General features: G+C 39.0%; 19 protein-coding genes and 2 pseudogenes. 16 read left to right on the top strand and 5 right to left on the bottom strand.

Annotated features, from left to right (window positions below; all coding sequences use genetic code 11):
* Nucleotides 1-4 precede the first annotated feature (4 nt).
* From ABE099_RS18365 to ABE099_RS18325, 9 genes are all read left to right on the top strand, one after another.
* Nucleotides 5-982: an ABC transporter substrate-binding protein gene (locus ABE099_RS18365; protein ID WP_430032647.1), complete on the top strand. Its 978-nt coding sequence runs from the start codon at nt 5-7 to the stop codon at nt 980-982.
* Complete coding sequence (locus tag ABE099_RS18360) at nt 983-2020, top strand: NAD(P)/FAD-dependent oxidoreductase (RefSeq protein ID WP_430032645.1); 1038 nt, start codon at nt 983-985, stop codon at nt 2018-2020. It begins immediately after the preceding gene.
* A gap of 105 nt (nt 2021-2125) precedes the next feature.
* Nucleotides 2126-3124, top strand: a complete 999-nt coding sequence (locus tag ABE099_RS18355) for a phosphotransferase enzyme family protein (protein WP_430032643.1) — start codon at nt 2126-2128, stop codon at nt 3122-3124.
* Nucleotides 3125-3290: 166 nt separating this feature from the next.
* The gene (locus ABE099_RS18350) at nt 3291-4184 is read left to right on the top strand and encodes an AraC family transcriptional regulator (RefSeq protein ID WP_430032641.1); all 894 of its coding nucleotides are present in this window, start codon (nt 3291-3293) and stop codon (nt 4182-4184) included.
* A gap of 197 nt (nt 4185-4381) precedes the next feature.
* Nucleotides 4382-5497, top strand: coding sequence for a DUF4037 domain-containing protein (locus tag ABE099_RS18345; RefSeq protein ID WP_430032640.1), 1116 nt, complete (start codon nt 4382-4384; stop codon nt 5495-5497).
* Between the two features lie 241 nt (nt 5498-5738).
* Nucleotides 5739-6284, top strand: coding sequence for a 50S ribosomal protein L25 (locus ABE099_RS18340; protein ID WP_430032638.1), 546 nt, complete (start codon nt 5739-5741; stop codon nt 6282-6284).
* A gap of 143 nt (nt 6285-6427) precedes the next feature.
* Nucleotides 6428-6970 (top strand): hypothetical protein, encoded by a 543-nt coding sequence (locus ABE099_RS18335; RefSeq protein ID WP_430032636.1) that lies wholly within the window; start codon nt 6428-6430, stop codon nt 6968-6970.
* Nucleotides 6971-6989: 19 nt separating this feature from the next.
* Nucleotides 6990-7226 carry a DUF6953 family protein gene (locus ABE099_RS18330; RefSeq protein ID WP_430032635.1) on the top strand — a complete coding sequence of 79 codons (237 nt, stop codon included), beginning with the start codon at nt 6990-6992 and terminating at the stop codon, nt 7224-7226.
* Nucleotides 7227-7289: 63 nt separating this feature from the next.
* Entirely contained in the window at nt 7290-8738 is a 1449-nt protein-coding gene (locus ABE099_RS18325) for a DEAD/DEAH box helicase (protein WP_430032633.1), read from the top strand.
* Between the two features lie 140 nt (nt 8739-8878).
* On the opposite strand, the gene ABE099_RS18320 is transcribed toward ABE099_RS18325, so the two are convergent.
* The 3 genes and pseudogenes from ABE099_RS18320 to ABE099_RS18310 all read right to left on the bottom strand — a co-directional run.
* Complete coding sequence (locus ABE099_RS18320; protein WP_430032631.1) at nt 8879-9376, bottom strand: DinB family protein; 498 nt, start codon at nt 9374-9376, stop codon at nt 8879-8881.
* A gap of 107 nt (nt 9377-9483) precedes the next feature.
* Nucleotides 9484-9834 (bottom strand): annotated as a pseudogene (locus ABE099_RS18315) (VOC family protein); the annotation flags it as partial.
* Between the two features lie 66 nt (nt 9835-9900).
* Nucleotides 9901-10242: pseudogene (locus ABE099_RS18310) on the bottom strand (MerR family transcriptional regulator); the annotation flags it as partial.
* A gap of 137 nt (nt 10243-10379) precedes the next feature.
* On the opposite strand from ABE099_RS18310, the gene ABE099_RS18305 reads away from it, so the two are divergent.
* From ABE099_RS18305 to ABE099_RS18285, 5 genes are all read left to right on the top strand, one after another.
* Nucleotides 10380-11138: an SDR family NAD(P)-dependent oxidoreductase gene (locus ABE099_RS18305; RefSeq protein ID WP_430032629.1), complete on the top strand. Its 759-nt coding sequence runs from the start codon at nt 10380-10382 to the stop codon at nt 11136-11138.
* 50 nt (nt 11139-11188) lie between these two features.
* Nucleotides 11189-11887: a response regulator transcription factor gene (locus ABE099_RS18300; RefSeq protein ID WP_430032627.1), complete on the top strand. Its 699-nt coding sequence runs from the start codon at nt 11189-11191 to the stop codon at nt 11885-11887.
* Nucleotides 11888-11904: 17 nt separating this feature from the next.
* Nucleotides 11905-13281 (top strand): sensor histidine kinase, encoded by a 1377-nt coding sequence (locus ABE099_RS18295; protein ID WP_430032625.1) that lies wholly within the window; start codon nt 11905-11907, stop codon nt 13279-13281.
* A gap of 98 nt (nt 13282-13379) precedes the next feature.
* Nucleotides 13380-14054 carry a hypothetical protein gene (locus ABE099_RS18290; protein ID WP_430032623.1) on the top strand — a complete coding sequence of 225 codons (675 nt, stop codon included), beginning with the start codon at nt 13380-13382 and terminating at the stop codon, nt 14052-14054.
* Nucleotides 14055-14269: 215 nt separating this feature from the next.
* Nucleotides 14270-15472, top strand: a complete 1203-nt coding sequence (locus ABE099_RS18285; RefSeq protein ID WP_430032621.1) for an amidohydrolase family protein — start codon at nt 14270-14272, stop codon at nt 15470-15472.
* A 128-nt stretch (nt 15473-15600) separates the two neighbouring features.
* Here ABE099_RS18285 and ABE099_RS18280 read toward each other — a convergent pair whose 3' ends face one another.
* Nucleotides 15601-17085, bottom strand: a complete 1485-nt coding sequence (locus ABE099_RS18280) for a hypothetical protein (protein WP_430032619.1) — start codon at nt 17083-17085, stop codon at nt 15601-15603.
* A 19-nt stretch (nt 17086-17104) separates the two neighbouring features.
* Nucleotides 17105-17635 (bottom strand): sigma-70 family RNA polymerase sigma factor, encoded by a 531-nt coding sequence (locus tag ABE099_RS18275; protein ID WP_430032617.1) that lies wholly within the window; start codon nt 17633-17635, stop codon nt 17105-17107.
* A gap of 185 nt (nt 17636-17820) precedes the next feature.
* Between ABE099_RS18275 and ABE099_RS18270 the strand changes: the two genes are divergently transcribed.
* Entirely contained in the window at nt 17821-20316 is a 2496-nt protein-coding gene (locus tag ABE099_RS18270) for a GH39 family glycosyl hydrolase (RefSeq protein ID WP_430032615.1), read from the top strand.
* Between the two features lie 272 nt (nt 20317-20588).
* Nucleotides 20589-22631, top strand: coding sequence for a beta-glucosidase (locus tag ABE099_RS18265; protein WP_430032613.1), 2043 nt, complete (start codon nt 20589-20591; stop codon nt 22629-22631).
* Nucleotides 22632-22683: the final 52 nt, after the last annotated feature.

Raw genomic sequence — 22683 nt, 5'->3', positions numbered from 1 at the left:
TAATATGAAAAAGCCTATGTTGTATATAGTTTTGATGCTGGTAGTTTTAGCTTTAGGTGCCTGCTCAACCTCAAATCAAGGAAATGATGGGGAAGTCAAGGTGCAAACAGATAAAGGTGAATCCACAACACGTGTGGTTAAGGATGCCTATGGTGATGTAACCATTCCTACTCACCCCCAAAATATGCTTATCCTTAATTCTAATTATGCTGAAAATCTGATCGAAATTGGCGTAATACCGAATATGGTAACCCTTGTGGCAGAAGTTGAACCAGAGTATCGTCCCAAATTGTTTAACGATAACAATGTTAAAATGATTCCAGTAATACAATATGAAGAAAATATTGAAGTTATTCTGGAAGCAGCACCTGACTTAATTATTGCAGATAATGGAGCCATTGATGCTAAGCGATATGAGGCATTAAGTAAAGTTGCACCTACGGTTGCGGTGGATGCTGGTGGTGCAATCGATGAATTTGTTCCTGTACTTGGCAAGCTCTTTAATAAAGTAAAGGAGGCAGAAGCTGCTCTCCAGAGGTTTAGAACTAAAATTGAAGATACAAAACAAAAGCTACACAATGCAATTGGTGATGAAAAAATTCTAGTATTACGTGTAGAGCAAAATCAATACCGCGTGTTAGGCACTGAAAAAGGAAGTCCTGGTAGTGATATTTTATACCATCAGCTTGGCTTAAATATACCAACGAAGCTAAAGGATAATAAGGATTGGTTCACTCCTATTTCTTTAGAGGTCTTACCTGGGCTTGACGCAGATCATATATTTGTTGAAAAACGCCAAATGCAAAACTACAATAGCGACCAATCTATGAAGGATTTAGAAAACTATCCGTTGTGGAAATCGATGGCTGCGGTGAAAAAAGGCAATGTTTACCCACTAAAAACGGCTGATTTTGTCGTTGGTGAAGGTTTGATAGGTACTCCATTATTCCTCGATTATTTAGTAGAAAAGTTGGTGCGCTAAATGACACAATATACAGATATTTTTGATCTCACTATTATTGGTGGTGGTCCTGCCGGAATGTATGCTGCTTTTTATAGCGGTATGCGTGAAATGAAAACGAAAATTATTGAAGCAAAACATGAATTGGGTGGCTTTATGCGTACATATCCCGAAAAGCTAGTCTGGGATGTTGGTGGTATTGAACCTGTTCGTTGTGAAGATATTATCCATTCATTAATAGAGCAAGCTAAAACATTTGACCCAGAGATCGTATTTGGACAAGAAATAGTGGGGATGGAGAAGCATGAGGACGGTATCTTCATCTTAACCTCCAGCACAGGGGAGAAGCATTACACGAAAACAATTATTATCGCGACGGGTCGCGGAATTACCAAAATTCAGAAATTAAACGTTGAAGGTGCAGATCGTTACGAACTAAATAATCTCCATTATACGGTGACAAGCTTAAATAAGTTTAAGGATAAAAGAGTACTTATCTCGGGTGGCGGTGATTCAGCAGTTGATTGGGCAATAGAAATGGCTCCCATTGCAAAGGAAGTGTATGTCGTTCATAGACGGGATGACTTTAGTGCTTTTGAATCGTCTGTCACACGTATGAAATCTGTAGCGACTACCTATGTACCTTATACTGTAACCTCTCTACATGGGAATGGAAATAAGGTCGAGCGGATTACTTTACAGCATGTGAATTCAGACGAAACCGTCAGCATTGACGTGGATGAGGTGCTTGTGAACCATGGCTTCGAGCGAAACTTTGGTGGGGCTATATTGGAGTGGGGACTAGCTTGTGAAGAATATGGTGTGTCTGTTACACCACAAATGTGTACGAGTATGCCCGGTATATTTGGTGCAGGTGATATTATTACACATGAAGGAAAAGTAAGACTGATCGCTGGCGCTTTTAATGATGCTGTCCTAGCAGTAAATAGTGCTAAACTATATATTGACCCTACCGAATCTAAAATGGCAGGTGTCTCTTCTCATAATGATCGCTTTGCGAATAAAAATGAAGAACTTCGAAGAAAAAGAATAAGATAGAAAATAAACCGAAATTCCTCTATATGTATACTGTGTTATTCTAAAGGTGGAAATAGCTAGTTTAATAAATAGCAAAATTCATCATATGGATAGGGGGATTCAATAATGCGTACATCAATTGATGAGTTAGTTCATTATTATTTTAATGATCCAAGTTATGAAATAGAATCAGTTCCATTTGGACTGACTAACCTCACGAAAATTGTAAAAATCAATAACAATAAGTATGTAGCACGTGTGTATAATCGACATACTAAAAGTATTCAAAGTATTGAGCTAGAATCAAAAATAACGTCATTTTTAAATAATAAAAATCTTTTATTACAAGTTCCTATATTTCTCCCTACGCTCAGTGGGGATGAATACATACAATTATCAGATGGGGCATTAGGTGCGATTGTTTCTTTTCTCGAAGGGGATGTACCTGAATTGTCAGAAGAGCAGCAAGCTGAGGAATTTGGTAGGGTTGTTGGAGAAATCTCCTCTGCGTTGGGAGACTATCCAAAGGAGTTACTTGAATATAAAGGAAAGTCTTTTACACATATTTATGATCTTCATCCACTTGCCCATCGTGATGCTATAACTTCTTTTATTGAACAAGCACCTTTTCACATTGCTGAAGCACATCTAAACTTTTATCAAGCAATGCTTTCATCTGTGGAGGAGTCCATTGATCTGTTAAAGGAATTACCTAGACAGTTGGTTCACCATGACTTGTTAATATTTAATTTATTGTGTCAAGATAACAAAATTTGTGGTGTATTAGATTTTGATTTTGTTTCAATAGATATTAGCTTTATTGAGTTTGCTATTTGCCTTAATCACATTTTGCAGATGTCAAATGGCTCTTTGGAAATGACTGAGGCATTTATTAAGGGGTATGCAATGTTTCGTAAAGGCTCATTGCAAGAATTTAGGTATATTAAGCTTATGACGCAAATTTATCATATTGCCGTTCTCCATATTTATATAGGCCAACATTATTCAGGTATAAATATTGAACAAAACTTCAACTACATTCTAAATCAATTCCACACAAGAATGAATTGGTTAAATGAACATGATACATCTATCCAAAAGCTACTAGAAGCTTACTTACTTTAATAAAATGGACTTAAGTCACAGGTTCGACAAAACCATATATACTTCGGTGTAGTCATCCCATAGGCATTCTATTCTTCTTTCTTATAGCTTGCATTTCCTGATTGTGATCTGCAAGGCTTTATCTAAGCAGGTATGATTAACTGTTATCAGGGGGGAGGGAAACGGTATGACTTGGGTTGAAAGAATGAGTAAAGCGCTGGACTATATTGAGGAAAATCTCCTTACGAATATTGACATGGCTCAAGTTGCAAAAATTGCTTGCTGTACTAGCTATAATTTTCAGAGGATCTTTTCGATCGTAGCAGATATTTCATTGTCTGAGTATATTCGGCGCAGGAAGATGACGCTTGCCGCATTTGAGTTGCAGAATAGTAACATTAAGGTTGTTGACCTTGCTCTAAAGTACGGCTATGACTCTCCAGAGGCGTTTTCACGTGCCTTTAACAATATTCATGGGGCAACACCGTCATCTGCGCGTAATCATGGCGTTATTCTTACAGCCTATCCCCGAATCTCTTTCCTACTAACCGTTAGGGGAGTTGTTCCAATGAACTACCGAATTGAGAGCAAGGAAGCATTTCATGTATATGGAATTGAGGGTATATTCACGACAGACCAAGGTGAAAATTTCATTTCCGTACCTCGTTTTTGGCAGGAGGCTAGGGATGATGGCAGGCTCGAAAAACTAACCAACTCAACAAATATGCTTCAAGAAGTATCAAATAATTTGTGTTTGGTTAACGCCATTTGCGATTACCGTCAGGTTGAAGGTGATAATAAGTTTCCTTACATGCTGTTTGCCCTTAAAACAAATAAAAGCCAACCAGAGGGATATAAAGAAGAGATGGTTCCAGCCGCAACGTGGGCGATTTTTAAAACTGAAAATCATACAATCGCAGGGACAAGTGCTGCGCTTCAGAATGTCATTAAGCGAGTATATACCGAGTGGTTACCTACTGCTGATTATGAAAAAGTGGATGGGTATGAATTAGAGATGTATTACAGTAGTGGTAGCGCATGCTGGAGTGAATTGTGGATTAGAGTAAGACCTAAGAAATAACAAAAAAAGCCTAGATCAACATCTGGCTTAGTAAGTAATTATAGAAGTTCCAAGGAGTCTCAAATTTATCAAAGACCTCAATCTAAATGATAACAAAACACAAAAGAATAGTCTAGTAATTTTTGAGCCAAATGTTAACATTAGGGTACCGGTAATCACAATGTGGGTGTGCACGCTACGGAAGATGGAGCCTATGTATGAAGGGTTTAGAGTTAAGCGAAGCGTTTTATTGGGAAATTGTAAGGCCAATCATAGCTGAGCAGTTTCCTCAACTTTTAGAAAAACATGCCGCTGGTTTAATTGGGTATGGCTCAGATGTATTAGGTTATGATGATGAGTTATCAAGAGATCATGAATGGGGCGCAAGATGCTACATCTGGTTGCTGGACTCTGATTATGATATGTACGCTGCAAGCCTTTATCAAGCATTGAATGAAAAAATCCCAACGGTATATAAGGGATATCCTGCCCGCTTTTCGGTAGATGAGTCCCATGAGGTGCTTATCCCCTATAATGGAAAAGACAACCTACACCATGTTGCAATTACTAGTGTATCTCGTCACATGGAGCTCCAATTAGGACTGCATACTCCACAGCCTTCCAAATATGAATGGTTAGTTATTCCAGAGCAAAAATTGATGGAGTGGACTAGAGGAAAGATTTTCACAGATCCTGTTGGAGAAATAACAGCTGTCAGAAAGACTTTAACGTATCTTCCTGATGATGTATGGCGCTATAAATTAAAATACGCATGGAGTTCGTTTCGTCAACTCTATGTGGCAGGGATCTCGGCAATTAGAGGAGACACTTTATCGGGTAGACTATGTTTGAATAAAATGGTAGATAAAGTGGTTCAACTGATTTTCCTTTATAATAAAAGGGTTCGTCCTGCCACTTACAAATGGATATCGAGAGAACTGTCTCAGATTAGCCCTCAAGTCAATAAGTTGATAGAGCAGCTTGAAGCCATATTGATGGAGCCTTCTTTGACAAAGGCGGTTGAACAAATCGAAGACGTGTTGATGATTTTAGTAAAACAACATAATGACATGAAGCTCACAGAATATATTGAACCTGAACCAGCCCTCTCTTACGCAAGGGGTTTACAAGGATATTCATATGTAAATATTGAAGATGCTTTATTTGCTTCGTTACCAAAAGAACTTCAAGAACTCGAAATACCTGGTGCGTTAGATCAATTTATTACGAGTGAGCATATATTAGTCTGGGCAGATCATTATTCAAAGTTCAAGCCAATATATAGCATAAAGTCAGAAGTAAAACGCAGTGGAATCGGAGATATGATCGTTTAGCCACAAGTTCGACAAAACCATATATATATGTTACGGTGTAAGCATCCCATAGGCATTCTATTCTTTTTCGAATAGAGTGCCTTCGTGCATATTATGGGGATTACCATTAAATGTATTTCAAATTTATAATAGCAAGATGGAGGTGGTGATGCTATGTTTCTTTCTTTAGCCCCGGCTGGGGATCGTTGGATGATGAATAAAGACCTGAAAATATCATTTAATAAAAAGGAGCGAACATAGTATGGCTACTATTTTTCAATCGGAGACTCGCACTCCACTAAACACTTCTGGACTTAAAAATTTACGTAAATCTGGACGACTTCCAGGTATTGTATTTGGTAAAAACACTGAAAATGAAATGGTGCATATTCCAAGCATCGAATTTCAAAAATGGTTAAACCAAGGTGCATCTGGTTTTATCGAGCTGAAGTTTGAAGGGAAAGAATCTTTAACTGTATTGTTGGAGGATTTGCAAAGAGATCCAGTAACAAGAGATTTAATTCATGTTGATTTCCAACAGGTGCAGAGCAACGAGATTTTGCGTACCAAAATTCCAGTTAAGTTTAATGGAACACCCGTTGGCACGAAGAGTGGTGGAGTAGTTCAGGTTCAATTAGCTTTGATCGAAGTGGAAGCATTACCACGTCATTTGCCTGAAACTATTGAATTTGATATTAGTGGCATGGAAATTGGAGAAACATTGCATGTCAGTGATGCCCAATTCTCACCAGACGTGACGGTGATTTCAGATGGAAATGAATCTTTGCTTTCTGTAGTAAAACCTTAAGTGTTCCATTAACTAAGAAGATACTTCCGAAACCATTATGTGGTGCTGGAAGTATCTTTTTTTGTTTATATAGGGTATATACTATTTGTGAGAATCATTTGTAAATATGGCTTCATCATTCGCAGTAAATAGGAGGAGAAATGATGTTTTTGTATCATTATTTTGATCAGTCCATAGGTCCCTTTGTTAATCTATCTGACTTACCCATCGAGGAAGCAAAGTCTGTACTTGATACAATTAAAACAACTAGACCTAACTCCCAAAGTGCGTTAAGACATGACAAGTATGTGGATTATCGGCGTAATTGCGAAAATATGATACGGAAAACGTTTATACAAAAGGGTGGCATTGTGAATCGAATATCCCCACATTATATGGTGGTTGAGCATAGTCCTTGGCTCAGTACATGGTATGAAAATAGTACATTTCTTAAAATTCCAATTCAAGAATTTGATCTAAAGACGATTTCATTTACGTATGGCGACTCCATGCCCACCTTTAGCCCAAATGTTAACGATGGGAAGGAATATCGGCGTCAACTGTATACATATGATGAAATTTTAATAATAATTGAAAAATACGGATTGCCTCAGAATTGGAATGATGATGGGAAATTTGGTCCTGAGCGTTATATCGAAGCCCATATATGGGTTGACGAGACGATTAATAAATATCGGTTAAAATAAATAGAAAGGGGTAAAATTTATGGAAGTAACTGCACAGCAGGTAGCTGAATGGATGGTTGAGGAAATTAGATTTAAAGGGAATTTGTCTCAGACGGATGCAATTGAATATGTAAAAACTAATTTTGGAGAACAATTTGTATTTATCAACGAAAATGGAAATGCATCGTTGTCCAAAGAGGTAAAGAAGGCGTTCCGTAAGCTGCATGGCGGCAGGATAGCTTGGGATAGAGATAGCTTTATGTGGGCATGGACATGAGACGTTATATTCTAATATAAGAACACAAAAATTTGTTGTTACTTAAATAAAAGGGGTTTACTTATGAGTGAGCAAAGCTTCAAAGATTATAATTTAGGCGAGGGAATTACCCGTGCCTTAGACAACTTAGGATTTCAACAACCAACAGAAGTTCAACATAAGGTGATCCCTTTTGCGCTTGAGGGAAAGGATATGACGGTGAAGTCCCATACAGGTAGCGGGAAAACTGCGGCTTATGGTATTCCAATCTGCGAAATGGTGGAGTGGGAAGAGAACCGTCCACAGGCACTGATTCTAACGCCAACTCGTGAGCTTGCTGATCAAGTTACGCAGGATATTATGAATATCGGCAGATATAAGCGAATTAAGGCAACTGCTGTGTATGGCAAGCAGCCTTTTAGCAGACAGAAGGTACAATTGCAGCATAGAAATCACGTAATTGTAGGTACACCAGGGCGGTTAATTGACCATATTGAGAAGCAAACGATTGATTTGGAGCAGATCAAGTTTCTTGTCATTGATGAAGCGGATGAGATGCTTAATATGGGTTTCATCGAGCATGTAGAGAAGATTATCCGTGAGTTGCCTCTGGATCGAATGACGATGCTGTTTTCTGCGACGTTACCGAAGGACGTGGAGAAGTTATGTCATAAATATATGAATGATCCATTAGACATTGAAGTTGAGACTGAAGCAAAAACGACGAGTCAAATCGATCATTCCATGTATTTAGTTAAGGATGAGCACAAGCTTAATCTGCTTCGAGATGTCACCCTCGTTGAGAATCCCGATAGCTGCATTATTTTTTGCCGCACACAAATTAGGGTTGAAGTGGTTTTTGAAGAATTAAATAAGCATGGATATCCCTGTGGTAAAATTCATGGGGGGATGGAGCAGGACGATCGAACAGCGGTAATGAATGACTTTAAGCGCGGACAATTTCGCTATCTGATCGCGACAGATGTCGCTGCAAGAGGGATTGATATCGAGAACATCAGCCATGTCATCAACTATGATTTTCCGCAAGAGACGGAGAGCTATGTCCACAGAACCGGTCGAACAGGCAGAGCAGGGCAATCAGGTAGAGCAATTTCTTTTGCTACACCACGTGAAGACAAATTTGTTGCCAATGTTGAGCGCTATATCGGGTTCGAGATTCCAAGAAGAAACACGCCTTCCAAAGAAGCGATTACACGTGCGACTCCTGCCTTTGAAGCGAAGATAAGGGGCCAACGTGCGGTTAAGAAGGATCGTAACTCTCGTATGAATCAAGATGTTCTAAAGCTGTATTTTAACGGGGGAAAGAAAAAGAAAATTAGAGCGGTAGACTTTGTAGGTACGATTGCTAAGCTGGATGGGATTTCTGCCGATGATATAGGGATTATCACGATAGAGGATAACGCCTCATACGTCGACATTCTTAATGGCAAAGGACACTTCGTTCTTGAAAAGATGAAGGATACTACTGTCAAAGGTAAGCTGCTGAAAGTACATGTGGCAAATCGGAAATAAAATTAGACAGATTTAGCCTGCCTCTAATGAGAGTTAAAATAAACAGCGACAAAGGCCTAAATTAAAAGAGCCTCTATCCACGTTCAATCTGTGGTCTAGAGGCTTTCCTATTTTATCGCTGTAATTGATAGTTGTGGATGTTAAGCAGGATAGCCGCCACCTGGGGGTGGCCAAGCACCTTGCAGACGACGAAGTAACACAATTTCCCCTAGGTGATAGGAGTTATGAGAAGCGATATTGCGCAATAGTCCTCCTTTAGTTTCGTTAGGGAAATTGATAAGTGGCTCATCAAGCTGGGCAGTTTGGGCAATAGAAACTGCTTTCTCTACACCTTTTAGTAGGTATTCAATCGCAGCCTGTAGCTGTGCCTCATCCGCGGGGGCAGCCTCTTCAGGCCAACTTTCCTGTACGTTTGCTGGTGCTTGAGGTTTGCCACCTTCAATATGCGTCAGCATGAAATCCTGCCAATAGCTCATATGCTTCACCAATTGATAAATGGTGTAGGGCACTCCTTCTACAGTTTTCCCCGCTAGCTCCACTGTAATATCAAGCAAAGCTCTGGCAATCGGAATATGTCCACGTTCTCCAACTAAAGATTTTACAATAGCTTGGCTAAAGGCAAGGTTAGATTGAGACATGAGTAAGCTCCTCCTATTTAATATAAAAAGTTATATTCATTTTCACTAATAGATTTTATAAAATCTAATTTCGCAAAATTTAATATACTGCTATGAACATATATTTGTCAACTAAGAGGGCTTACTATACTCATTAGGGCATGTACATTATGATCTGGGTCATAGAAAAACGCCATCCATGTTGCGGTTTGATCTACTTCAGAAATTTTGTGCGGCTTACCGAGAAATTGCACATTACGATTAATTAAGGTTTCATAAGCAGCATCAATATTATCTACATTAAAATAAAATACTGAACTCGGATGATCAAATTTCGGGTCTTCGGCGATATTTAGTAATATTTGAACGCCATTACAATCAAAAAATGCCATGTTTGGAATCTCAAATAACAGCTTCAAACCTAGAGTTTCCTGATAAAAGCGAGTAGCAACCTCCATATCTTTAACACGAATGGAAACTTGTCCTATACCTTTAATTTCAAATTTTGAATTCATTGGTAACACTCCTTTTGGGTTTAGTGTGTAACTTCTATAAGCTGCTACCTTACGCTCTAGCATCTCATCTACATCCATTAGCGTTTGTAGTTGCTCTTTAATGGTCTGTTTATGCTCTTCTAGCAGGTTTAATCGTGCTGAGGTTGTATGATCGCCTTCTAAAAACAGTTCTGTATATTTCTTTATTTTCGAGAGAGGCATTTGTGTTTCTTTTAATTTGATTACAAATTGCAGCCATTGAATATGTGAATCTGTATAACACCGATTTCCTTTTTCATCACGATCAGGATAAATAATTTTTTCCTTCTCATAATAACGTAAAGTATGTGCGCTTATTCCTAATAAATGTGCGACTTCACTAATGGTATGCATGAAAGGAGCCTCCGCATTTATATTGTACTCTTGACTTAGAGTGTACTCTAATCAGTATAATCAACTCATTATTTATTCTCAAATAGGGGATACGGGGAAACACCCAAATTATTCAATCAAACTCAGGAGGTTTATATATGAAATATACAGTGATTACAGGAGCAAGTTCAGGAATTGGACTCGAAGCAGCGCTTGCATTTGCAGGTCGTGGAAAAAACTTGATTTTAGCCGCTCGTCGACATGAGGAATTAGAGAAGTTAAAATCTAAGGTGAGAGACATTAATCCTTCACTGGATGTTGTCATTAAAGCAGTAGATCTATCTATAAGTGCAAATGTCCATCAATTTTATGATAGCTTACGCAGCTATGACATAGAGACATGGATTAACAACGCCGGTTTTGGCAACTTTGCTTCTGTTGGAGAGCAAAAGTTAACCAAAATCGAGACGATGCTTCACTTGAATATTGAAGCGCTAACTATTTTATCTTCGCGTTATGTACGGGACTATGCACAGGTGGAAGGCACACAGCTGATCAATGTTTCTTCCGTTGGTGGCTACAACATTGTTGCAGATGCAGTGACCTATTGTGCAACGAAGTTTTATGTCAGTGCCTTTACAGAAGGCTTAGCACAAGAATTGAGAGAGAGTGGGGCAGCGATGCAAGCCAAAGTGTTGGCGCCTGCGGCAACTGAAACTGAGTTTGCAAATCGTTCTATGGATATCGATAACTTTGAATATGCTGTGTCAGTTCCCAAATTCCACACTGCGCAGCAAATGGCTGGTTTCTTACTGAATTTGTATGATAGTGCGAAGGTGGTAGGCATCGTGAATGCTGCGACCTATGAGTTTGAGCTTAAGGAACCAAGCTTTAATTATGTATCAAAAAACAAGTGACAGAATATAACCTGTTAGGAATGGATTGCTTAGGATGAGGAGTGGGCTAAGTGAAAAAAATTCTAGTCATTGATGATGAAGAAGCACTTAGAGACTTAATTGAACTTGTATTAAGAAGAGAAAATTTTCAGGTACAAACGGTAGAGGACGGCAAGACAGCATTACAAGTGCTGAACACGTTTCAGCCTGATTTGGTGATATTGGATTTAATGCTACCCGATTACTCTGGTTATGATCTGTGCAAGGAAATTGTGAAGAGACAAGCGGTTCCAGTTATTATGGTATCGGCAAAAAATGAAATCATAGATAAAGTATTGGGACTTGAGCTTGGGGCAGAGGATTATATAACTAAACCTTTTGACAATAGGGAACTCATTGCCAGAATCAAAGTTGTACTTCGCAGGTATGAGAACAACGATTCAAAAGCGAATGAGGAAGAAACCATCATTCACCATGAAGAACTCGTATTTAACTTTGACACAAGAATAGTTCAAAAAAATGGAAGCACAGTTTCGCTCACAGCCAAAGAATTTAAAATATTGGAAACGTTATTGAGAAGGCCAACGAAGGTGTTTACAAGAGATGAACTATTGGAGATGGTATGGGGATATGATTATTTAGGGGACAGCCGTACTGTAGATATGACGATTATGAGGTTAAGGAAGAAGCTGGAGGATGACGCGGAAAGCCCAAAATACGTTAAAACGGTGTACGGCTTTGGCTACCAGCTTGGGGGTGACTCCGTCTGAAATATTCAGTCCGACTGTTGTTAAATTATTTGTTTTTTTCGTTGTTATCCTTTGCTATTATTATCATCCTAGCTAATAAAGCGATTGATTATTTCAGCTTCGTAACGATAGAGAAGCAAATGGTGCAGAAGGCAGATTTATCTGAATTGTCATTTAGAGAGATCCTGGCGAAGAATAACGAGACATCCTCAGAGGATCAAGACGATGTAATATCTAAAAGTGCGCTGGAAAGGTTAAAGACGACAGGCAAGGAAGTTCGAATTTATGATCGTAACAAGAAGCTACTCGGATTAGCGGAAGATGGAATTATTATAAACGGGGGTCAACCTCAAATTTTCGAGCGCAACATTGAAAAAGCACTAGAGGGCAAATATTCTTATACAGTCTCTGATCAACACATGCTATATTTCGCTATACCGATTCAAGATAAGTATTATCAGAACGCTTATGTATTCGAGTTTGTAGAGGATATTTCTTATTTTTATGAGATTATGGATCAAATTAGGAATATCTTATTCATTGGGGCAGGTGGGTTTTTGGTGCTGATCACGCTCTCCAGTTTATTTATTGCCCGAAATACGACAAAACCGATCAAATACTTGCTTGGTGCTACAAAGTCGTTCTCTAAACAGCAGTTTCACGAGGTGAAATTGAACCGGAAAGATGAATTAGGTATGCTTGCCTCAGGTTTAAACCAGATGGGGATTCAATTAAATAACTATATCCAGTATCAGAAGCAGTTTGTCTCCAATGTATCTCACGAATTAAAAACACCACTTGCAGCGATCCACGGGTTTTCTCAATATTTATATGAAGGTGAAAATGCGGATGAAAATTTGCAAAAGATTTATTCGCATCTAGTCAACGAATCAGATCGCCTTAACCAGCTTATTAATGAATTGTTGATGTTAGCTCAGTTCGATAAAGTAGGCACTGGTGAAATGGGATCAGAAAAAACTGATCTTTCTAAATTAATAAATCAAGTGGCAGTGGATAGGAAGCCAAATGCTGAAACGAAGGGAATTGAACTGATCGTTAAGCCAAGTGAAGCCATTTATGTTTATGTAAATGAGCTATTACTGTCACATGCGATTGCGAACATTTTAGACAATGCGATCAAGTACTCTAATTCCAATACGAAAATCACGATGGAGACGTTTGTCAGTCAGCATAAAGCGGTCATCCAAATTAGCGATCAAGGGATTGGGATACGAGAGGATGAGATCGTACATGTTCAGGAGAGGTTCTATAGAGCAAGTAATGTAAATTCTGCTAAAGGATCAGGTCTTGGTTTATCCATATGTAAAGAAATTGCTGAGAAATTTCATGGGCATCTGAAGATTGAAAGTAAAGTAAATGAAGGCACAATCGTATCCATCCTTCTTCCGCTGTAGGAGTTACAAGAATGATACAAGTTTGTTATTACACTAATAAATTGTTTTCTTATACTATCCTCAACAGATGAAATTACTTTATTGTGGAGGGGAAAATAATGAAAAATGTTAAAAAGGCTACATCGTTAATATTAATGTCTATTTTACTTGGGGTATTGGTTGTCGGTTGTGGAGCAAATGCAAATAAGGCTACTTCACCAGCACCAGAAGTTGATCCAGCACCAAGTCAGTCAACAAATAAAGAAAAGGAAACCTCTGGTTCTGAGGCAATTAAGGAAGGAACGATTGAAAAAGAGGGCAATGTGATTTTAAAGGAGCTTGCATTTGTATATAAAGATCAGACCATCGCCATCTCTGACATTGTGAATGATGAGCAGCTCGAAGGTATCTTGGGAAAAGCGGTGGATAAAAAGTCTCACACCTATACGGCAGACGATGGTCTTAATATGGACCCATTGATTGGCTTTACCGAGAAAACGTATACTTTTTCTGGACTTGAGATTAAAACAATAAATCGGGCTAAGACAGAAGATTTCCATATTTTTAATATTAAAATTACGAGTCCCGACTATCCTACAGCCAGAAATATTAAAGTTGGTGATAGTTTAAACACGTTAAAGCAAGCTTATCCTGAAGGCAAGCTCCTTGGAGACGGGGCGCCTGATGAAGAAGACGATTATCGTTACGAACCTGCAAATTATGTGGATGTAATGACATTCCATATTAAAGATGGAAAAATTGAAAGTATTCTCATTAATACACTTTTAGATTGAGCATATTCAGGTACCCATACTCTGGACACTTAGAAACAAGTGTTTAGTGTAGGGTGCCTTTTTTTCTTTATCTTATCAGAATAATTACAACACAAAATCCTATAAATTTAGCCCCACAAATGGTCTTGTTTTGCAAAACACTCACTTACAAATTCCATAAATATGGAATATAGTTTTTGTAGTGATCGAAAACGTTTACTAAGGAGTGGCGTAGTATGGGTAAAATGAAATGCGTGTGGGGATTGATTGCATTTCTGTTAGTTAGCTTAACTGTAGTACTGGTGCTTCTATTAGAGAACGGAACACTTTATGGCCCTGATCACAGTAAGGAGGTTATGGCGACAAAGGCCAATCAGGTTGGGGAAGGTCAGTCCCTAGAAAAGGGAAAGTCGTCTAACGACACATCTAACGGAAGTAACGCTCAGACGAAATCATCTGGTGGGATAAAAGAACTTCAAGAGCTAGTCACACTCTATAAGGAAATGCCAGTCGCAGACGCACATAATCATAATGCAGCCGGGAGCAGATATCAATATATGGAGGGAATATGGGAGGGGAGTGGCATAGATCGGGTGGTGCTTTTTGGTGCAGTGTCAGAGAGTGCCGCGGTGGGGACCGATGAGATTGCATGGGAAGCCTATCAAGAAAACCCAGAACGTTATATTCCCTTCTTTACAGGGATAAATTTGCAGGATAAGTCGGAGCTAGCAAAGGTAAAGGAAAACCTAGAGAAAGGTTACTTTGGAATAGGTGAAATTGCCGCCGCCACTACTTACTCCGAAGGACTAAAGGGTGCAATTTGGAAAACGACTGACCCGATGGATGGGATTCTCCCGCAAATGTATGAGTTGTGTGCACAGTATAAAGTGCCTCTATTATTGCATATTGATCCACCTAATGGAGGGGTCATTGATAAGCTGGAAGAGGCTGCGACCGCATATCCAAACACGACATTTATTTTTGCCCATGCTAACGCGTATAACTCACCTGAAAATGTAGAAGCTTTACTTGAAAAACATCCTAATATTTATATGGATTTTTTTGCAGGCTTTACAGCCTTTAATCCTGAAAGTGGGAATAAACTTGAAGATTATGTCCCTCTTATGAAAAAGTACCCTGAGCGTGTTCTCCTTAGCACAGACTCTGGATATGGCTTGAAAAATGAAGCTGAAGCATTACATGCGATGTACCTCATGATTGATTTACTTGGAGATACACCAGAGACACGAATGATTGCTTACGGCAATTTGGACGCCCTAATTTCGGCTCAGCCAGCCACAGAGACACAGTTAGCGGCAATTGCCAAGCTCAACGAAAATGAAAAAGAGGGAGCAACACATAAGCTAGAAGGGCTAAGTAAGCTAGAGGCAGGTAAAATATTGGCGAAGGGGAACAAAGTTAGAATTAAGATGAAATAGAACAGTATAGATAGGGTTAATTGCAAAGGCAACATAGAAACTCCCATCAAGGTAATGGTAGATGTTTTGTTTCATCTACTGTCTACTATGATGGGAGCATATCAAATTAGTATTTTGTTGTGGTTCGGTTATTCATTCTTGTTAGTTAATAGCAGCTGAACAGTTTGAGATTCCATGATTGGGTGATAATACCGCTCGATGTTAACCGTCAAGGGTTGCGGATAATCTAGCGCTTCTTTTCCAAAGTTGAAAGCCCTGTATTCTTCTATATCACCATTTGTTGATTTTTTTGAATTAGTTATGGCAACTCCACTACCCTTTTCAATCGTATTAGTTAATAGTTTATGTTTCTTACCCTCCGCATCTGTATAGCTAAACTCATGGGATATTGAAATAGGTTCTACCGCATATACATCTTCAAGCTTGTGATGCAACAATATCTCACCCTCTGCTGCAGGCGTATCAGGTTCAACGATTTTTAAATGCTCATCAGGAGCTTCAACGAGTTTGTTTTGCTTCAAGTCAATGGAAACCTTCATTTTATTCTTAGGCACAGCAGCAATACCAGCTACTTTTAACGAAATATACATGGAGTTCAACTTATCCAAATTGTTATCATTATATATAAGTGTGACCTTATTTGTTTCTTTAAACATTCTATTCGTAGTGTAAAAGCTATCAAGGTAATTCAATTCTTTTCGCTTAGTTCCTTTTTCGCCAATAAGTGTAGGCTTTAGCAATTTAAATATTTGTTTAGTATTGCTGGAATCATATTCTAAATCTAAATACGTGTTTAAAGGTGTAAACTGAATTTTTCCAATCTTGATTTTTTGTCCATCTACAACCAAGCTGTCCTTAGGATAATAAATTCGTTCCTGATCTTCAAGCTGATTTGGCTTGATTGGAACGGTGAACATAAAATGATTTTTGTAGCCATCTTTAAAATCATATTGACTAAAGCGAATGGTAGCTACATCAGTATTTGACGGATCTGCAATGATATTTGCGACGTATACATAATATTCTGTATCACCAGGCCTAATCTGATGTCCCTCAGCGTTAGTGGTACTAAGATGTATAACCCCAGTTGTAGTTTCTTTAACATCTGAAAATGTGATAGATTCAACATGAGGTGAGATTGCATAATCCAAATTGTTTTGAGCAGTAAATAGGAAATACAACCTACGCCCATCACTCGCTGAACCAATAACATCTACTTTTAACCCCTTATATTCTACAGTTCGTTGGATTGGGGTTATGAGCTTTTTATATATAGCAGTGTTGAGACCAAATTCAGTTTCAACATGTGTCTGAAAACGTTCTAAATCTACTTCTTTATCTGACGGAGTTGTATGCACAACGGTATATTTAATTTTGTTATCAGGTACTTTGGTTGGTGTATTGGGGGGGAGAATTGTAAAAAGTAAAATTACCGTGACCGCCGTCGCCACTGCCCCTATACTATAAGTCATCCAGCGTCTTTTCATTTCTCGTCGTTTTCCTTCCCTAATTCCGTTTCGGATTGTATTGGATAAAATTATGTCTGAAATCTGATCCTTTCCTTGCACATCATTCACGTCTTGGTTTAGTATACGCTGTACTTTGTCTGTCATCTTGCTAACCTCCTATCTTCTACAAATACTTGCGTAGCTGTCTTAACCCTTCACGTAACCAGCTTTTGATTGTTCCTTCAGGTTTATGTAGCACTTTTGCAATTTGCGCAGTGGTCATGTCCTGATAATATTTCAGCATAACAACGTGGCGATGCTTATGTTTTAAGTGATCAAAGGCACGTTCCAAATCAATCTGATCGTTTCGTTTCATTTCATGTACAGGCTCATCGTGAATCGTATCTGTAGGGAAAACCCGTTTTTTACGTCTTAGTTCGTCCACACAACAATTGACTGTGATTCTAATTAGCCATGGGGTAAAGGCTTGTTCATTTTTAAGATTTTTACGTTTCATCCATGCTCGGCACGCTACCTCCTGCACAACTTCAAGCGCATCCGCTTCATTGCGCATATAGCTATAGGCGATAGAGTACAATTTATGTTGCTCAGTAGATAACCGTTTGAAAAATAAGTCCTCATCCATTATACAAACCGTTGGATCATTATCAGAATGTATTGAGGGCTGCGAATTTTCCTCTTCTGTATTTGACACCGTCACCGCCCCCTTCTCTTGTTTAGTATAGGTGTGCGGTTATCTCTATTTCCCCTATATGTAATCCCCTAATACTAAGACGGAGTAGTGCATAAAAACGATGAATCTTTTTTATGCATGGTAAATGCTTGTCTATGATAACTCTATCTCTGTTGGTTATAATGAGTGAATAAGGGGGTGCTGATTTGAACCACACGTTAACTCATATTCCTTATTTTCCGGGTTGTCCAGCGTATTTTAGCTTTAATGAAAGTTATGCAGAGCAATTTCATCAACATACTGGGCTAGAGATCATTTGGGTGACACAGGGCAAGTTGAAGGCAACTTTATCCATGATTTCATCGCAGGATGCACAAGATTATAATTTACAGAGTAATGATCTTTTGCTTATTAATCATCTGGAGCCCCATCGTATTATACCGCTAGCGTCTGACACACAGTTTATTCAAGTACATTTGGATAGCGTATTTATAGCAAAGTTTTTCCCCGACCTTTACAATTTATATTTTGATGTTCGTTCTTTTCGGAACAGTATAGATAATCAGAGTAGCTATGATATCATTCGTATTTTAGTAAGCCAGCTTTTTCATATATATCGAACACAGGAGTTAGTACACAACGAGTTTTTTACCCTTGTTCGCTACTTAACTTCACATTTTACTCCGTCTACCTTGCTAAAAGAAGGGGACCCTTCTACACAGAATAACAACATTGTCCGCCAAATCTTAAATTCGGTGGAGCTTGATTTCAAAGGGAAACTTACGTTAAATGAGATTGCCCAAGCGCAGCATTACAATTCCTCTTATTTGTCAGATATTTTTAGAAGAAATATAGGCATTTCCTTTAAGACTTATTTACAACAAATACGTATTCGCTATTCTTTATATTTATTGCAAACCCAACATATTTCGATTGTGGACATTGCTTTATCCTCTGGATTTAGTGATGAGAAGAGCTATTATAAGGCGATCAGACAGCAATTTGGCGTAACCCCACTCCAGCTTAGAAAGCAATGGAAGGAGCTTATTACGATACAAGCAAATTCCTCTAACACCTCTCCAAGTAGTATTGTAGGTACGATTAACGAGGATTTCCTTACAAGATATGCTGCAAAAACGATTGCTACCGAGATGTTGGATGAGAATACGTTACGAATTACCATAGACAAGGATGTGGATTCTGAAGGTACTCAGTTACACGCCATTTGGAATAAAATGATGAACATCGGCTCAGCCAATACATTATTGAATCAAAATATGCGAGATCAGATTACGGAAATGAAGGAAGACATCCCAATAGAATACATCCGCTTTGAGGGCATCTTTAATCAGGAAATGGACGTGCTTCAGAAGGATAAAAAGGGATTCAAATTTAATTGGAAGTTTGTTAATCAAGCCCTTGATTACCTTCTCGAAATTGAGGTTAAGCCGTTTGTTTGCTTGAGTTATATGCCACTGCCTTTCGCTAGCAAGAGTACAAGCTTCTTCAACTATCAGGGGAATACTTCGCCTCCTAAGGAAATGGGGCAATGGTTATCGTTAGTTCAATCCTTTCTCACAAATTGTATTAACCGCTATGGATTAGAACAAGTTTCAACCTGGTATTTTCAAATTTGGACGGAGTTCCCCGTTAACGATATTCATTGGAGCGGAACTTTGGAGCAATATTTTGAGTTGTATAAACAAACCGCCCTATTGATCAAAAATATCTCGCCTATTATTAAGGTGGGGCCTGCGGCTGAGAACTTCCATACCCAAGATCAGCCCTCGGAGCGATTATTAAAATTTTGCCAGTCTTATGGGGTACCCATCGATTTTTATTGCTGTAATATTTATCATAATCGGATCGACTTTTTGAAATGGGGGGAGCAATCCTCAACCAATCCAGTTGACCTTCAATCGATTCCATTTCAATATGAGTCCAAAAATCATACAAAGCAAAGGCTAATGAAGACATATCATATGCTAAGAAGGTATTATGGGGAAGAAATTCAGTTTATGGTGACTCGCTGGAATTTAAGTTGGGATGTGACCAATCCGCTTCATGACACCGCTTTTATGGCTACCTTTATTATCGATAATATGCTAGATGACGCTATAGAAAAGGCTAGTGCAATTGGCTTTTTATCTGCTTCGGATATTTTGTATGAATGGGATATGGAAAATAAGCCCTTTTATGGAGGGACAGGGCTAATGAATACAGATGGGATCAAGAAGTCTGCTTATTATGCTTTTGTTTTCTTATCCAAGCTTGGGGAGACCGTCATTGCAAAGGGGAAGCATTACATCATAACGAGAAAAGGGGATAACATTCAGATTTTATTGTATAACCCTACCTATCTTAACCAACTGTATGAGAGAGGTGAACAGGAGGATCGGCAAATTTACAATCTCTTTGAGGAAACTAGCGATATTAGTGTCGATCTGCAATTAAACAACCTATATGGAACCTATAAATGTAAGCAATACAGCTTAAATCGGGATCATGGATCTGCGTATGACGAGTGGGTTCGAATGGGCGAGTATGTAGATTTAAATGAAGAGGAGACCGACTATCTTAAGCATATTTCAAGACCTAATTTGCAGATTAAACAGATGACCTTACAGGGGGAATTTCAAATCTCCGTCCATATCCCTGTTCATGGGATTGAGTGTTTAACGCTAAAAAAGCTTTATAACTAATGGCTCTAAATAAAAATTAGTGGTTGACAACCACTAATTAAACTAAAATTTCTAGCTAAGAAAATACCGCTTTTAAAGGGTGTTTTTCTTAGCTTTTTTTAAGTGTTGGCTTAAATTTTATGTTGTATGCGCTTTCTTCTGCAACTTCCACCTAAGAAACAGGAAGGAATAGGGGCGGAAATAAGATTACACTAAAAGCAATCTAGCAAGTGATTAGATTGACCTTAATAAAAATAAGAAGCTTTTAACTTTAGAACGGGAGGAAGATCAACGTGAAAGTAAATAAGAAATTCCGTTTAGCCTACACAACTAAAGCAGAGGAACTTGTAGGGCAGATGAGCTTAGAAGAAAAAGTTTATTTAATGAGTGGTAGAGTCTCAATGGAAGAGATGCTAGACGACTTTAAAGTTAGACATTATAATTGGCGGCCTTATCCAGCAGGTGGCAACGAAAGACTGGGTGTCCCTGAATTGAAATTTGTAGATGGACCTCGTGGGGTAGTATCGGGTAATAGTACCTGCTTTCCTGTCGCCATGGCAAGAGGGGCATCATTTGAGCCTGAATTAGAGGAGAGAATAGGACACGTCATTGGTAAGGAGGTACGTGCACAAGGCGGGAACTTCTTTGGTGGTGTGTGTATTAATCTACCGTATAACCCAGGTTGGGGTCGAAGTCAAGAGGTATATGGAGAAGAGTCGTTCCATCTCGGAAAAATGGGTGTTGCGCTAGTTCAAGGGGTACAGAGCGAAAATGTGGTTGCTTGTGTGAAGCATTATGCTTTTAATAGCATGGAATGGGCACGTTTTCAGGTTAGTGTGTTAGCAGATAAACGTACAGAACGTGAAGTGTTTTTGCCTCACTTTAAGGATTGTATTGATGCTGGCGCAGGGAGTGTCATGAGTGCTTATAACTTGTATCAAGGTACACATTGTGGTCATCATGATTATTTGCTGAACGAGGTACTCAAGGAGGAATGGGATTTTGACGGCTTTGTCGTTAGTGATTTCGCATGGGGTGTGAAGGATACCGTAGAGGCAGTCAATGGCGGGATGGACGTAGAAATGTGTCATACGAAGTTTTTTGGTGACAAGCTAGTTGAAGCCGTTAGAAACGGGCAGGTGAGTGAAGAGAAAATTGATCGTGCTGCTTTGCGCATTGTACGTACGTTACTTGCCTTCGAGGATGGAAATCAAAATGCAGTCTATAGTAAAAACCTCATTGCTTGCCCTGAGCATATCGCATTGGCATTAGAAGCAGCAGAAAAATCAATGACATTGATAAAAAATGAAGGAAATGTTCTGCCATTTTCTAAGACAGCGACGAAGCGAATTGCGGTCATTGGGGAGTTAGGCAATATCGGTAACATTGGTGACCATGGCTCAAGTCGTGTCTTTCCTCCTTATGTGGTCACGGCGCTTGAAGGCTTGCAGAAGCTATTGCCTAATGCAGAGGTGATATTTGATAACGGTGAGGATGTCATGCAAGCTAAGCAGTTAGCGCAGTCAGTGGATGCGGTTGTGTTTGTAGTTGGCTATGATCACGATGATGAAGGAGAATCTGTTACAAATGAGGATGCTGATCTAAAAGCAGGTGGCGATCGCAAAAGTCTTGGCTTACATGCCAAGGATGTTGCACTCATTCAAGCAGTAGGCCCAATGAATAAGCAGTCTGCTGTTGTATTAATTGGTGGAAATATGATTATGATCGAGGAATGGAAAGACGCTGTATCTGCGATTTTGATGGCCTATTATCCAGGGATGGAAGGCGGAACTGCGATAGCCAAAACTTTGTTTGGCGATGTGAATCCAGGTGGGAAATTACCATTTGTGGTGCCAACAAGCGAAGATCACCTTCCCCAAGTCGATTGGGATGCCCACGAAATTAAATATGATTATTACCATGGCTACACACGACTAGAAAAAGCGGGGATTACTCCTTCTTTACCATATGGTTTTGGCTTGTCTTATACTAATTTCTCCATTTCCAATGCGGAATTTTCAGTTGTACAGGATCAGATCAAGGCTAGCTGCGAGGTGAAAAATATCGGGGATGTAACAGGGGATGAGGTTGTACAGCTCTATATTGGCTTCTCCAATTCGGCGGTCGAGCGTCCTGTGAAGGTGTTACGGGGCTTTAAGCGGGTCACGTTAGAGCCAGGGAAAGCCGTTCATGTGCAAATCTCTTGTCCAGTTGAAAAAGTGGAGTGGTACAATCCTGCTACAGATGGGTGGGAATTAGAGCATATGGAATACGAGGTATATATCGGAAATAGTAGTGCACCGCAGGATTTGATCAAAGGAAACATTTCCTTATAAATCTCAAAAGTTCGAAGGACTTATATTAAGAAGTTCCCATTGGAGGGTGCAT

It is taken from the genome of Paenibacillus turicensis (genome assembly GCF_050461185.1).
Taxonomy (GTDB): Bacteria; Bacillota; Bacilli; order Paenibacillales; family Paenibacillaceae; genus Fontibacillus; species Fontibacillus turicensis_A.
Note: the sequence above shows the minus strand (reverse complement) of the source record. Positions and strands in the feature narration are given on the sequence as shown.

Excerpts from the sequence above, each read along its gene's own strand:
- ABE099_RS18325 (WP_430032633.1), top strand. The coding sequence starts at position 7,290 with ATGAGTGAGCAAAGCTTCAAAGATTATAATTTAGGCGAGGGAATTACC.
- ABE099_RS18280 (WP_430032619.1), bottom strand. The coding sequence starts at position 17,085 with ATGACAGACAAAGTACAGCGTATACTAAACCAAGACGTGAATGATGTG.
- ABE099_RS18355 (WP_430032643.1), top strand. The coding sequence starts at position 2,126 with ATGCGTACATCAATTGATGAGTTAGTTCATTATTATTTTAATGATCCA.
- ABE099_RS18365 (WP_430032647.1), top strand. The coding sequence starts at position 5 with ATGAAAAAGCCTATGTTGTATATAGTTTTGATGCTGGTAGTTTTAGCT.
- ABE099_RS18345 (WP_430032640.1), top strand. The coding sequence starts at position 4,382 with ATGAAGGGTTTAGAGTTAAGCGAAGCGTTTTATTGGGAAATTGTAAGG.
- ABE099_RS18285 (WP_430032621.1), top strand. The coding sequence starts at position 14,270 with ATGGGTAAAATGAAATGCGTGTGGGGATTGATTGCATTTCTGTTAGTT.
- ABE099_RS18320 (WP_430032631.1), bottom strand. The coding sequence starts at position 9,376 with ATGTCTCAATCTAACCTTGCCTTTAGCCAAGCTATTGTAAAATCTTTA.
- ABE099_RS18350 (WP_430032641.1), top strand. The coding sequence starts at position 3,291 with ATGACTTGGGTTGAAAGAATGAGTAAAGCGCTGGACTATATTGAGGAA.
- ABE099_RS18305 (WP_430032629.1), top strand. The coding sequence starts at position 10,380 with ATGAAATATACAGTGATTACAGGAGCAAGTTCAGGAATTGGACTCGAA.
- ABE099_RS18340 (WP_430032638.1), top strand. The coding sequence starts at position 5,739 with ATGGCTACTATTTTTCAATCGGAGACTCGCACTCCACTAAACACTTCT.
- ABE099_RS18360 (WP_430032645.1), top strand. The coding sequence starts at position 983 with ATGACACAATATACAGATATTTTTGATCTCACTATTATTGGTGGTGGT.
- ABE099_RS18330 (WP_430032635.1), top strand. The coding sequence starts at position 6,990 with ATGGAAGTAACTGCACAGCAGGTAGCTGAATGGATGGTTGAGGAAATT.
- ABE099_RS18290 (WP_430032623.1), top strand. The coding sequence starts at position 13,380 with ATGAAAAATGTTAAAAAGGCTACATCGTTAATATTAATGTCTATTTTA.
- ABE099_RS18335 (WP_430032636.1), top strand. The coding sequence starts at position 6,428 with ATGTTTTTGTATCATTATTTTGATCAGTCCATAGGTCCCTTTGTTAAT.